General features: G+C 62.6%; 11 protein-coding genes. 9 read left to right on the plus strand and 2 right to left on the minus strand.

The genetic code is table 11. The features are described from left to right. Positions 1 to 149: 149 nt before the first annotated feature. Both HU751_RS12895 and norR read right to left on the minus strand, forming a co-directional pair. Positions 150 to 1,049 carry a chemotaxis protein gene (locus HU751_RS12895; protein ID WP_050703794.1) on the minus strand — a complete coding sequence of 300 codons (900 nt, stop codon included), beginning with the start codon at positions 1,047 to 1,049 and terminating at the stop codon, positions 150 to 152. Between the two features lie 160 nt (positions 1,050 to 1,209). After that, positions 1,210 to 2,760: a nitric oxide reductase transcriptional regulator NorR gene (norR, locus tag HU751_RS12900; RefSeq protein ID WP_186733842.1), complete on the minus strand. Its 1,551-nt coding sequence runs from the start codon at positions 2,758 to 2,760 to the stop codon at positions 1,210 to 1,212. 154 nt (positions 2,761 to 2,914) lie between these two features. On the opposite strand from norR, the gene hmpA reads away from it, so the two are divergent. The 9 genes from hmpA (at position 2,915) to HU751_RS12945 (ending at position 12,545) form a co-directional block, all read left to right on the plus strand. After that, the gene (gene hmpA / locus HU751_RS12905; protein WP_186733841.1) at positions 2,915 to 4,093 is read left to right on the plus strand and encodes an NO-inducible flavohemoprotein; all 1,179 of its coding nucleotides are present in this window, start codon (positions 2,915 to 2,917) and stop codon (positions 4,091 to 4,093) included. A gap of 516 nt (positions 4,094 to 4,609) precedes the next feature. Then, positions 4,610 to 5,116 carry a disulfide bond formation protein B gene (locus HU751_RS12910; RefSeq protein ID WP_186733840.1) on the plus strand — a complete coding sequence of 169 codons (507 nt, stop codon included), beginning with the start codon at positions 4,610 to 4,612 and terminating at the stop codon, positions 5,114 to 5,116. 559 nt (positions 5,117 to 5,675) lie between these two features. Next, positions 5,676 to 6,620: a ubiquinol oxidase subunit II gene (gene cyoA / locus HU751_RS12915; protein WP_028689802.1), complete on the plus strand. Its 945-nt coding sequence runs from the start codon at positions 5,676 to 5,678 to the stop codon at positions 6,618 to 6,620. A gap of 3 nt (positions 6,621 to 6,623) precedes the next feature. Further along, positions 6,624 to 8,642: a cytochrome o ubiquinol oxidase subunit I gene (cyoB, locus tag HU751_RS12920; RefSeq protein WP_050703798.1), complete on the plus strand. Its 2,019-nt coding sequence runs from the start codon at positions 6,624 to 6,626 to the stop codon at positions 8,640 to 8,642. Positions 8,643 to 8,645: 3 nt separating this feature from the next. Further along, entirely contained in the window at positions 8,646 to 9,269 is a 624-nt protein-coding gene (locus HU751_RS12925) for a cytochrome o ubiquinol oxidase subunit III (RefSeq protein WP_023629875.1), read from the plus strand. Then, positions 9,269 to 9,601: a cytochrome o ubiquinol oxidase subunit IV gene (gene cyoD, locus HU751_RS12930; RefSeq protein ID WP_186713218.1), complete on the plus strand. Its 333-nt coding sequence runs from the start codon at positions 9,269 to 9,271 to the stop codon at positions 9,599 to 9,601. Before HU751_RS12925 ends, cyoD begins: the two co-directional genes overlap by 1 nt. Positions 9,602 to 9,612: 11 nt before the next feature. Beyond that, entirely contained in the window at positions 9,613 to 10,500 is an 888-nt protein-coding gene (gene cyoE / locus HU751_RS12935; protein ID WP_028689798.1) for a heme o synthase, read from the plus strand. A gap of 258 nt (positions 10,501 to 10,758) precedes the next feature. Then, complete coding sequence (alaC, locus tag HU751_RS12940) at positions 10,759 to 11,967, plus strand: alanine transaminase (protein ID WP_050703799.1); 1,209 nt, start codon at positions 10,759 to 10,761, stop codon at positions 11,965 to 11,967. Positions 11,968 to 12,161: 194 nt separating this feature from the next. Beyond that, positions 12,162 to 12,545 (plus strand): YkgJ family cysteine cluster protein, encoded by a 384-nt coding sequence (locus HU751_RS12945; RefSeq protein ID WP_050703800.1) that lies wholly within the window; start codon positions 12,162 to 12,164, stop codon positions 12,543 to 12,545. Positions 12,546 to 12,913 lie beyond the last annotated feature (368 nt).

Below are 12,913 nucleotides of genomic sequence, written 5' to 3' on the forward strand. Positions count from 1 at the left end.
CAATGGCCAGTCTGGAAGCGAGAGGCTGTGAAGGCTCCGAACCGAGAGCCAGTTGTTTTCAGGGAGGCTTCGCAGACCCGCCCTCAGTCGACGAATAGCCGCTGAAACCTCAGAGCCATGCACTCGCATGGCTCTTCACGCTCTGGCTTTCAGCGCTCCTCGAACACCACCGCCCGCGCCGCCGTCACCAGGCAGTTGGTCAGCTCCGGCGAGGAGAACTTGGTCAGGATCGCATTGGCCCCCGCCAGCTTGGCCTTGTCGCCGCTCATCGCACTGTCCAGCGAGGTGTGCAGCAGGATGTACAGGTGCTGGAAATCCGGGGTTTCGCGCAGAGTACGGGTGAAGGCGAAGCCGTCCATCTCGGACATCTCGATGTCGGAGACAATGATGTTGATCTCCCTGTCGGTGCCTTGCAGCTCCAGCAACACGTTGATCGCATCCTTGGCACTGCGCGCGGTATGGCACTCGATGCCGAGGTTGCGCAGGGTGTGCACCGACTGCTGCAGCGCGACCTGGCTGTCGTCCACCACCAGGATGTTGGCGGCGGCCAGCAGGCTGGCGTCCTCTTCGCTGACTTCGCCCGGGTGCGGCTCGTGCTGCGGCGGGGCGATGCCGTGGATGACCTTTTCGATGTCCAGCACCTGCACCAGGGTGTTGTCGACCCGGGTCACGCCGGTGATGAACGAGCGGTTGCCCGAGCCGTAGGGCGGCGGCTTGATGTCGGTGCTCAGGCAATGGACGATGCGACTCACCGCCTGCACGTGCAGGCCTTGGCGCGAACGGCTGATCTCGGTGACGATCAGGCAGCCGCCGTCGGGGTCGGCCAGGGGCATTTCGCCGATGGCGCGGGACAGGTCGATCACCGACAGCGAGTTGCCGCGCAGGGTGGCGACGCCTTTGACGTGCGGGTGCGCCTCCGGCAGCTTGGTCAGCGGCGGGCAGGGGATGATCTCGCTGACCTTGAGCAGGTTGATTGCCATCAGCTTGCCGCTGCGCAGGGTGAACAGCAGCAGGGACAACGAGTCCGCGCGGGCTTTTTGCGTGGCCATGGGCAACCTTCGGTTCGAAATGGGGGAGGATGCCGGGTTATCGGCTTTTTGGCGTCAGGCTTTAGCTTAGTTTGCTATTTGCAATCCATCGCGGGGCTAGCCCGCTCCCACAAGGTATGCGCTGTCTGCGTGGGAGCGGGCTAGCCCCGCGATGGCGTTTTCAGCGCAGTCCCAGTCGCTTGGCCAACCGGCTCAGGTTGGCCCGGTCCAGCCCCAGCTCCCGCGCTGCGGCGGCCCAGTTGTCCCCGTGACGATTCAGGCAGGCTTCGACAATCTGCCGCTGATAATCATCCACCGCCTCGCGCAACCCGCCCTCGGGCAACGGCACGTCGACCGACGGCACCTCGGTTTCCACCTGCGGGGTCGGCGCCACGTTGCGCAGGTCGAGGTCGGCCGCCTCCAGGGTGAGGATCTTCGGCCGCTGCCCGTGTTGCCCCAGCGCCTTGAGCGCCGAGCGGCCAATCAGGTGCTCCAGTTCGCGCACATTGCCCGGCCAGCCATAGGCCAGCAGCGCGGCCTGGGCGTCGGTGGACAAACGCAGGCTGCCCAGCCCCAGGCGCGAGCGGTTCTGCTCGAGGAAGTAGCCGGCCAGCAGCAGCACGTCGCGACCCCGCTCGCGCAGCGGCGGGACTTGCAGTGGATACACGCTCAGGCGGTGGTAGAAGTCGGCGCGGAAGTGGCCGCTGCGCACTTCCTCGGCCAGGTCGCGGTTGGTCGCGGCGATCAGGCGCACATCCACCCGGTGCTCGCGATCCGAACCCAGTCGCTGCAACTGCCCGCTCTGCAGCACCCGCAGCAATTTGGCCTGCACTGCCAGGGGCAGCTCGCCGACCTCGTCGAGGAACAGCGTGCCGCCGTTGGCCAGCTCGAACTTGCCCCGGCGTTCGCCGTGGGCGCCGGTGAAGGCGCCGCGCACATGGCCGAACAATTCGCTTTCCACCAGGGTGTCGGGCAGGGCGGCGCAGTTGAGGCTGACCAGCGGTTTGTCGGCGCGCTGGCTGGCGCGGTGCAGGGCCTGGGCCACCAGTTCCTTGCCGACGCCGGTCTCGCCGGTGATCAGCACGGTCAGGTCGCTGCCGCCAACCAGCCGAATCTCCTCGACCAGGCGCTTGTGCGCCTTGCTCTGGCCAATCAGTTCGCGGTCCTGGCCGCTGGCCTGGCGGTACACCTCGGCGCGTTGGTGTTCGTCCTCGGCGCGCAGGGCCAGGTGCTCGATGCGCTCGGCCACGGTCACCGTGGCGGCGGCCAGGCTGGCGAAGGCCTGCAGGGCGTCGAGCTCCAGGCTCTGGAACTGGCCGGGGGTGAGGGCGTCGAGGGTCAGCAGGCCCCAGGGGCGCTCGTCGACCATCAACGGGCAGCCCATGCAGTCGTGGACTTCGAGGTCGACATGCTCGGCATTGACCAGGCCGTCATAAGGGTCGGGCAACTGGCTGTCGCTGGCGAAGCGGGTCGGCTCCGGGCGACTGAGGAGAATCTTGAAGCGCGGATGCTCGCTGACCTTGAACCGCCGTCCCAGGGTGTCCGGCGACAGCCCGTCCACCGCCAGCGGCACCAGCCACTCACCGTCCAGGCGCAGCAGCGCCGCGGCATCGCAGGGCAGCAGGCCGCGCATGGCGTCGAGCAGGCGGCGGTAGCGTTCCTGGTCGGGCAGGTTGCAGGAGAGGTCGCTGACCAGGGGGAGGAGGGCGGTGAGCAGGGGCTTTGCAGTCATATGGACTCCTGTTGGTCGTAATGACTATACGCCTGAGTGTGTCTTTATGACACTGATGTGCTCAAGGCCCTGATTTTATTGGTGTTTAAAGTTGGCACGATTGCTGAAAAGCCTTACGCAACCATTCGAAGCCAAAGGCTCAGGAGTTGTCGCAATGCTCAATGCCGAACAACGTGCAATCATCAAGGCCACTGTCCCCCTGCTGGAAAGCGGTGGCGAGGCCCTGACCACCCACTTCTACAAACTGATGCTCAGCGAGTACCCCGAGGTGCGCCCGCTGTTCAACCAGGCCCACCAGGCCAGCGGCGACCAGCCGCGCGCCCTGGCCAACGGTGTGCTGATGTACGCTCGCCACATCGACCGGCTCGAGCAGTTGGGCGGCCTGGTCGGGCAGGTCATCAACAAGCATGTGGCCCTGCAGATTCTCCCTGAGCACTATCCGATCGTCGGCAGCTGCCTGCTGCGCGCCATCGAGGAAGTGCTGGGCAAGGACATCGCCACTCCTGAAGTGATCGCCGCCTGGGCCGCCGCCTATGGCCAACTGGCCGACATCCTGATTGGCGCGGAAGAAAACCTCTATAAAGAGAAGGAGCAGGCTGCCGGCGGCTGGCGCGGTACCCGTGAATTCCGCCTGGTGCGCCGCGAGCAGGAAAGCCGCGAGATCGTCTCGTTCTACTTCGCCCCGGTCGATGGCCAGCCGGTGCTCAAGGCCGAGCCGGGCCAGTACATCGGCCTGCAACTGTTCATTGATGGCCAGGAGCAGCGCCGCAACTACTCGCTGTCGGCCCTGTGCGACGGCGAGCAGTACCGCATCAGCGTCAAGCGCGAAGCGGGCGGCAAGGTCTCGAACTACCTGCATGACGGGTTGATGGTCGGAGACACCCTGCAACTGTTCCCGCCGTCCGGTGACTTCACCCTGGCCGCCAGCGAAAAGCCGCTGGTGCTGATCAGTGGCGGTGTGGGCATCACCCCGACCCTGGCGATGCTCGAGGCGGCGCTCAAGACCAAGCGTCCGGTGCACTTCATCCACTGCGCACGCAATGGCGCGGTGCATGCGTTCCGCGACTGGATCGACGGTATGGCGGCGCGTCATCCGCAGCTCAAGCGCTTCTATTGCTACGCCGAGGAGGATGGCAGCCAGGTCGCCGACGCCGTGGGCCTGCTGGACCAGGCGCTGCTGGGCGAGTGGCTGCCGCGTGAGCGTGACATCGATGCCTACTTCCTCGGGCCGAAGGGCTTCATGGCCGCGATCAAGCGCCAGCTCAAGGGGTTGGGCGTGCCGGAAGGGCAGAGCCGTTACGAGTTCTTCGGGCCGGCGGCGGCTTTGGAGTGAAACGCTGAGCCCATCGCGGGGCAAGCCCGCTCCCACGCCAGCACCACCTGGTTCAGCGTGGGAGCGGGCTTGCCCCGCGACTCATCCCAATCGCTGCGGTTCGGCGTTCTGTCGGGCCGACAGCACCCGGATGCTCCCGGCCGTGGGTAATCGAGAACGAAACGGACGATGACATTCGGGGCTATCGGCGTGGCCGAGCGCCGAACCGCAGCGATTGGGCCTATCCCTTCTCTATATAGAAAGAGATGAACGCCTCTACACCCGCGTTCATCTTTAATCCTCCTTTAATCACTGTATCCTTCACTCCCGGGTGTCGAGGGGCCTGCCCCTGTCTGGCGCTCGGACTGGCGCATTTTTCATGTCGGCCAGTGAACCGAAACCGACCCGCTCGGTCCTAGGTCATCAATGGATAGCCGCGCACGCCCCTCCTCGATGCATTCAAAGGTCATCTCCAGCGTGTAGACTGGGCGCCCCTCGGGCAGCCCGCGCTGCCACTCTCCATCGAAGGAATCGGCAATGAACGAACTCTCATCGCGCCTGAATCGGGAACGGCGCTTTCTGGTGCTCCTCGGCGTGATCTGCCTGGCGCTGATCGGCGGCGCCCTGTACATGCAGGTGGTGCTGGGCGAGGCGCCGTGCCCGCTGTGCATCCTGCAGCGCTATGCCTTGCTGTTCATCGCGCTCTTCGCCTTCATCGCCGCGGCCATGCCCGGGCGGCGCAGCCTGACCTTCTTCGAGGCGCTGGTGGTGCTCAGCGCCATCGGCGGGATCGTTGCGGCGGGTAACCATGTGTATATACTCGCCAACCCGATGGTCAGCTGTGGCATCGACACCCTGCAGCCCATCGTCGACGACCTGCCGCTGGCCAAGCTCTGGCCGCTGGCCTTCCAGGTCGACGGTTTCTGCTCCACCCCGTACCCGCCGATCCTCGGCCTGTCGCTGGCGCAATGGGCGCTGGTGGCCTTCGTCCTGACGGCGGTGCTGGTACCCCTGGGGATCTACCGAAACCGTCGTCGCGGTTAGACCAAAGTCCCGAATTGACCTGGGTCTATTGCGCGGCGAGATAAGCCGCAGTGCGCACCGCACGATTGATCCAGGTCAGCCACCAGCCCTTGCGTGGCAAGGGTTTCAGGGCTACTGGAAGGGGTGCGACAAACTGTCGCGAAGTTGATTTTTTGACCAGCATTGTTACGCATTCTGTAAAAGACTGTTGCTCAATAAGTCATAGTCATCGTTGAACGACCTATCTACAATCGCCCCCAATTTCCGTTCGGCACTGCTTGCAAGTCGCAGGATTGATGGAAGCCGCAGCGCTTTCCATTTGCTGACTTCGTCAAGTTTCGCCCAACGGCGATACCGGGCGGACCCCCCTCCGCGTTTTCCGCACCAAATGGACTTGGTCTGAAGTACAGGCCTGTTGCCTACGAAACCATAAGCACCGCACACCCGCTTGACGCCTAGATCCTGCAGTCGGATCCCTGGCAGGGGCGAGTACGGGCGCCAATTGCCGCACTTGGCAGGACGAAGTGTTGGCTACCAAAACACAAATTGCATTGAAGCAAGCTGATCTAGAGGTCGTGAGATGAGTAAAAAGCGTTACCCCAGACTGTTTGGCATATTGCCCTTTTTAGGCATGCTTTTACTCAGTGGGTGCAACTGGACCCTGCTCGACCCGAAGGGCCAGGTCGGCATTGAGCAGAAGAACCTGATCCTGATCGCCACCGGCCTGATGCTGCTGGTGGTCGTGCCCGTGATCATCATGACCCTGGCGTTCGCCTGGAAGTACCGTGCTTCCAACAAGGCCGCCACCTACACCCCCGACTGGTCGCACTCGACCAAGATAGAGGCCGCGGTGTGGATCATCCCGATCCTGATCATCATCGCCCTGGGTTACTTCACCTACCACTCCACCCACAAGCTGGACCCGTACCGTCCACTGGATTCCGATGTGAAGCCGGTGCAGATCGACGTGGTCGCGCTGGACTGGAAGTGGCTGTTCATCTACCCGGAGCAGGGCATCGCCACGGTCAACAAGATCGTCTTCCCGGCTAACACCCCGGTCAACTTCCGTGTCACCTCCGACGCCGTGATGAACTCCTTCTTCATCCCGGGTCTGGGCGGCCAGATCTACGCCATGGCCGGCATGACCACCAAACTGCACCTGATCGCCAACGAGAACGGTGTGTTTGACGGTATCTCCGCCAACTACAGCGGCGCCGGCTTCACCGGTATGAAATTCAAGGCTGTCGCCACTTCGCAAGCTGACTTCGATGCATGGGTCGCTGAAGTGAAGGCATCGCCGAAGAAACTGGACCAGGCCGAATATGACGCCTTGGCCAAAGCTAGCGAAAACAACCCAGTCGCGCTGTACAGCGAGGCTCCGGCTGACCAGTTCCAGCGCATCGTCGACAAGTACGAAGGCATGAACCGCGGTCGTCCGAACCACGAAGAAGCAGGCAGCAAAGATCTGGCCACTACCAAGGGTGTGGAATCGAGTATGCAACCAGCTGCCGGTGCAGAGGAGTAAGAGATGTTCGGTAAATTAACCCTGGAGGCGATACCCTATCACGAGCCGATAGTCATGGTGACGCTTGCCATGATCGCGCTCGGTGGTATCGCCGTCGTTGGTGCCATCACCTATTTCCGCAAGTGGACCTACTTGTGGACCGAGTGGCTGACCACGGTCGACCACAAGAAAATCGGCGTGATGTACATCATCGTCGCTATGGTCATGCTGCTGCGCGGCTTCGCCGACGCCATCATGATGCGTACCCAGCTGGCTGCCGCCACCGGTGGCTCCGAAGGCTACCTGCCGCCTGAACACTATGACCAGATCTTCACCGCCCACGGTGTGATCATGATCATCTTCATGGCGATGCCGTTCTTCACCGGCCTGATGAACCTCGCGGTTCCTCTGCAGATCGGTGCACGTGACGTTGCCTTCCCGTTCCTGAACTCCCTGAGCTTCTACCTGCTGCTGGCAGGCGTGCTGCTGGTCAACATCTCGCTGGGCGTTGGTGAATTCGCCAAGACCGGCTGGGTTGCCTATCCGCCGCTCGCGGGGATCCAGTACAGCCCTGGGGTGGGTGTCGACTACTACATCTGGGCGCTACAGCTCTCAGGCTTGGGTACGACACTGACAGGCGTGAACTTCCTCGTCACCGTGATGAAGATGCGCGCCCCTGGCATGAAGCTGATGGACATGCCGATCTTCACCTGGACCTGCACCTGGGCCAACGTGCTGATCGTCGCTTCGTTCCCGATCCTGACCGCCGCACTCGCCCTGCTGACCGTTGACCGTTATCTGGACTTCCACATCTTCACCAACGAGCTTGGTGGGAACCCGATGATGTACGTCAACCTGTTCTGGGCATGGGGTCACCCTGAGGTCTACATCCTGATCCTGCCGGCCTTCGGCGTGTTCTCGGAAGTCACCTCGACCTTCGCAGGCAAGCGCCTGTTCGGTCACCACTCGATGATCTACGCCTCGGGCGCGATCGCCATCCTCGGCTTCGCGGTCTGGCTGCACCACTTCTTCACCATGGGTGCCGGCGCCAGCGTCAACACCTTCTTCGGCCTGGCGACGATGCTGATCTCCATTCCGACCGGTGTGAAGCTGTTCAACTGGCTGTTCACCATCTACCAGGGCCGTCTGCGCTTCACCGCGCCGATCATGTGGACCCTGGGCTTCATGGTCACCTTCTCCATCGGTGGCATGACCGGCGTTCTGCTGGCTGTTCCAGGTGCCGACTTCGTTCTGCACAACAGCCTGTTCGTGATCGCCCACTTCCACAACGTGATCATCGGTGGCGCGGTATTCGGCTACATCGCCGGCTTCGCCTTCTGGTTCCCGAAAGCCTTCGGTTTCACCCTCAACGAGAAGTGGGGCAAGGCTGCCTTCTGGTTCTGGATCTCCGGCTTCTACGTAGCGTTCATGCCGCTGTACGCCCTGGGCTTCATGGGCATGACCCGTCGTCTGAACCACTCCGACAACCCGCTGTGGGAACCCTACCTGTACGTAGCCGTGGTCGGCGCCGTGCTGATCCTGTTCGGTATCGCTTGCCAGCTGATCCAGATCTACGTCTCGGTTCGCGACCGCAAGGACAACATGGACGTCACCGGCGACCCATGGGGCGGCCGTACCCTGGAATGGTCGACTTCGTCGCCACCTCCGTTCTACAACTTCGCGCACATGCCTGAGCATGTTGGCCTGGACGCCTGGCACGAAGCCAAGCAAGCCGGCGCTGCGTACAAGGCCCCTGCCAAGTACGAAGCGATCCACATGCCGAGCAACACCTCCACCGGTCTGTTCATGGGTCTGCTGCTGACCGTGTTCGGCTTCGCCTTCATCTGGCACATCTGGTGGCTGGTGGGCGCGAGCCTGGTTGCAACCATCGCTGTCTTCGTTCGCCACGCCGCGCGTGACGACCAGGGCTACATGGTTCCGGCCGAAGAAGTGGCGCGCATCGAAGGCGAGCGCATGAAAGCGCTGGCCAAAGCAGGTGCTCTGCCTGCCGGCGCACGTGTCGAATCGTTTGAACGGGTGTAATCAATGTCCAGTCAAGTAATCCACGGTGGCGCGCATGGTCATGACCATGCGCACGACGACCACCACCACGACTCGGGCCAGATGACCGTACTCGGTTTCTGGCTCTACCTGATGACCGACTGCATCCTGTTTGCGTCGCTCTTCGCCACCTACGCGGTGCTGTCCGGCGGTTTCGCCGGCGGCCCGTCGGGTCACGACATCTTCCAGCTCGACTTCGTGCTGGTCGAAACCGCGTTCCTGCTGCTGTCCTCGATCACCTTCGGCTTCGCCATGCTGAAGATGTTCGCCGGCAACAAGGCAGGCGTGCTGGGCTGGTTGGCCGTGACCTTCCTGTTCGGTGCCGGCTTCATCGCGATGGAAATCTATGAGTTCCATCACCTGATCGCCGAGGGCTACGGCCCGCAGCGCAGTGGCTTCCTGTCGGCGTTCTTCGCGCTGGTCGGTACCCACGGCCTGCACGTGACTGCCGGTCTGATCTGGATGGCAATCATGATGTACCAGATCAACAAGCACGGCATCACGCCGACCGCCAAGACCCGCATGAGCTGCCTGAGCCTGTTCTGGCACTTCCTGGACGTGGTCTGGATCTGCGTATTCACCGTCGTCTACCTGCTGGGGGTTCTGTAATGGCTAACGCACACGACACTCACCACGAAGGTAATCACGGCAGCGTGAAGTCGTACATGATCGGTTTCGTACTGTCGATCATCCTGACCGCGATCCCGTTCGGCCTGGTGATGTACCCGAGCCTGCCGAAGAACCTGACCGTCCTGATCGTGGTGGCCATGGCCGTCATCCAGGTGGTTGTGCACCTTGTGTACTTCCTGCACATGGACCGCTCGAAAGAGCAGCGTTCCAACGTGTCGACGTTCCTGTTCACCGTCCTGGTAATTGCACTGCTGGTCGGCCTGTCGCTGTGGATCATGTTCAGCATCCACTTCGAAATGTTGGCCAAGTGAGGTAAGACTGCATGTCCGTGAAGCACTTTATCCAAATCACCAAACCGGGGATCATTTTCGGTAACGTGCTTTCCGTGGCAGGCGGTTTCTTCCTTGCCGCTAAGGGGCATGTGGATTTCGCCCTGTTCCTGGCGGTGGTGATCGGTACTTCCCTGGTGGTCGCGTCCGGATGCGTGTTCAACAACTGCATCGACCGTGACATCGACCACAAGATGGAACGTACCAAGAACCGCGTCATGGTCCAGGGCGGCATGTCGCTGCCCCTGGCGCTGATCTACGCCACCCTGCTCGGGGTGGCGGGTTTCAGCCTGCTGTATGTGCAAGCCAACCCGCTGGCGGCGTTCTGCGCCCTGGTCGGTTTCGTTGTCTACGTCGGTTTCTACAGCCTGTGGCTGAAGCGCAAATCGGTGCACGGCACCCTGGTCGGCAGCCTGTCCGGTGCCATGCCTCCGGTGATCGGCTACTGCGCCGTGAGCAACAGCTTCGACCTGGCCGCGGTGACCCTGCTGGTGATGTTCAGCCTGTGGCAGATGCCGCACAGCTTCGCCATCGCCATCTTCCGCTTCAAGGACTACAGCGCCGCCAACATTCCGGTCCTGCCGGTGGCACGCGGTATTCTCGCGGCGAAGAAGCAGATCGTGCTGTACGTGCTGGCCTTCGTGCTCGCCACCCTGATGCTGACCCTCGGCGGCTATGCCGGCCTGGGTTATCTCGCCGTGGCGGCCGCCATGGGCTTGTACTGGCTGTACATGGCCTGGGGCGGCTACAAGGCCGAGGACGACAGCAAGTGGGCCCGCAAGGTGTTCGGCTTCTCCATCCTCACCGTCACCGCCCTGAGCGTGATGATGGGTGTGGACAGCCAGACTGCGGCCGATGTGCTGATGACCTACGCGCGCTGATACAGCAGCCTGTAACACCAAGAACCCCGGCCATGTGCCGGGGTTTTTTTGTGCCTGTTTTTCCTGTGCCGGCCTCTTCGCGGGCAAGCCATCAAAACATAAATCTTTGATTTTCAAAAAATACATCTGAAAATCTTAGGCAAAGCAGGAAATTATCCTTTACAGAATTATTGTTTCGGCATTATCTTCTGAATCAGGCCGCCGCAGCGGCCAGCGTCGCTCGGACGGTTCCGGGCGCTTACGTCTCTCGAGGAACACATGGCCAACCCAGGTTCGCCGCGCCGCTTCGCGCGCATCGATCGTCTCCCCCCGTACGTCTTCAACATCACTGCCGAGCTCAAGATGGCCGCCCGCCGCCGTGGCGAGGACATCATCGACCTGAGCATGGGCAACCCCGATGGCGCCACCCCGCCGCATATCGTCGAGAAGCTGGTGCAGGTCGCCCAGCGCGAGGACACCCACGGCTATTCCACCTCCCGTGGTATCCCGCGCCTGCGCCGGGCCATCTCCAATTGGTACAAGGAACGCTACGACGTCGCCATCGACCCGGAAAGCGAGGCCATCGTCACCATCGGCTCAAAAGAGGGCCTGGCGCACCTGATGCTCGGTACCCTCGACCATGGCGATACGGTTCTGGTGCCTAACCCCAGCTACCCGATCCACATCTACGGCGCGGTGATCGCCGGCGCCCAGGTGCGCTCCGTGCCGCTGGTGCCGGGGGTGGACTTCTTCAACGAGCTGGAGCGGGCGATCCGCGAGTCGATCCCCAAGCCGAAGATGATGATCCTGGGCTTTCCGTCCAACCCCACCGCCCAGTGCGTCGAACTGGACTTCTTCGAGCGCGTGGTGGCCCTGGCCAAGCAGTACGATGTGCTGGTTGTGCACGACCTGGCCTACGCCGACATCGTCTACGACGGCTGGAAGGCGCCGTCGATCATGCAGGTGCCGGGCGCCAAGGACATCGCGGTGGAGTTCTTCACCCTGTCCAAGAGCTACAACATGGCGGGCTGGCGGATCGGCTTCATGGTCGGCAACCCCGAGCTGGTCAGCGCCCTGGCGCGGATCAAGAGCTACCACGACTACGGCACCTTCACTCCGCTGCAGGTGGCCGCCATCGCCGCCCTGGAAGGCGACCAGCAGTGCGTGCGCGACATCGCCGAGCAGTACCGCCAGCGTCGCAACCTGCTGGTCAAGGGCCTGCACGAGCTGGGCTGGATGGTCGAGAACCCCAAGGCTTCGATGTATGTCTGGGCCAAGATTCCCGAGGCCTACGCGCATCTGGGCTCGCTGGAGTTTGCCAAGAAGCTGCTGGCCGAGGCCAAGGTCTGTGTGTCGCCAGGGATCGGCTTCGGTGACTACGGCGACGATCATGTGCGCTTTGCCCTGATCGAGAACCAGGACCGGATTCGCCAGGCCATTCGCGGTATTCGCCAGATGTTCCGGGCCGATGGGCTGACCAGCAAGTAAGCAGGTCCGGCTTGATCGCGGGGCCAGCCCGCTCCCACGCCAGTCAGTGGGAGCGGGCTGGCCCCGCGATGCGTTTGCGCCGATCAGCGGCGATCTTTTTTTGCTTCCCCCCTCTTCTCAGCCGATCGCGCCTGGATTACAAATAGCGCCGCGGGCGCTCGCCCCGATAACAACAACCTCCTTCCCTGGCCATCATGTCCGATCAGAACCCTTGCCTGACCTGCGGCGCCTGCTGCGGCTACTTTCGTGTGTCTTTCTTCTGGGGTGAATGCCAGTCCGCCGGTGGCGTGGTGCCCGACGATCTGGTGGTGCAGATCAACCCGACCCGGGTCGCCATGATCGGCACCGACGCCAAGCCTTGTCGCTGCGTCAGCCTGGGTGGCGAGATCGGCACGCAAGTGGCGTGCTCCATCTACGAGAACCGCTCCAGCCCCTGCCGCGAGTTCGATGCTTCGTGGGAAAACGGCGTGCACAACCCCAGCTGTGACGACGCCCGGGCGGCCTATGGCCTGCCACCGCTGACACCACCCGGCGCCAACGAGCCGCATTGGCCGGATGAGGGGGCGGAGGTCGCCTGAAGGGATTACTCGGCCTTGCAGACTGTGGACTGCGTGGGAGCGGGCTTGCCCCGCGATTGCGGTGCCGGCGTCATCGCGGGGCAAGCACGCTCCCACAAACCGGTTCACATTCTGGCCATTCGCCATGACCGTTCGTCGGTTGGATCCAATGGCCAAGCGGCTGAAACCCGCGAAACACGTGCCGCCTAGACAAAGTATTAACACCATTTGACCGTCCTCTGCGCCGTACCGCCCGCGCCTGAGCGGCTACACATTCCCTCAAAGGAAATTCGTAGCCATAGATCAGGCGTTTCGGCCGTCGCGTGTTCCACTGCTCTTTCCTGCCCGCTGTGCACGCATTCAAGGACTGAATCGCCTGATCCACGAAG

The organism is Pseudomonas peradeniyensis (genome assembly GCF_014268935.2).
Lineage (GTDB): Bacteria > Pseudomonadota > Gammaproteobacteria > Pseudomonadales > Pseudomonadaceae > Aquipseudomonas > Aquipseudomonas peradeniyensis.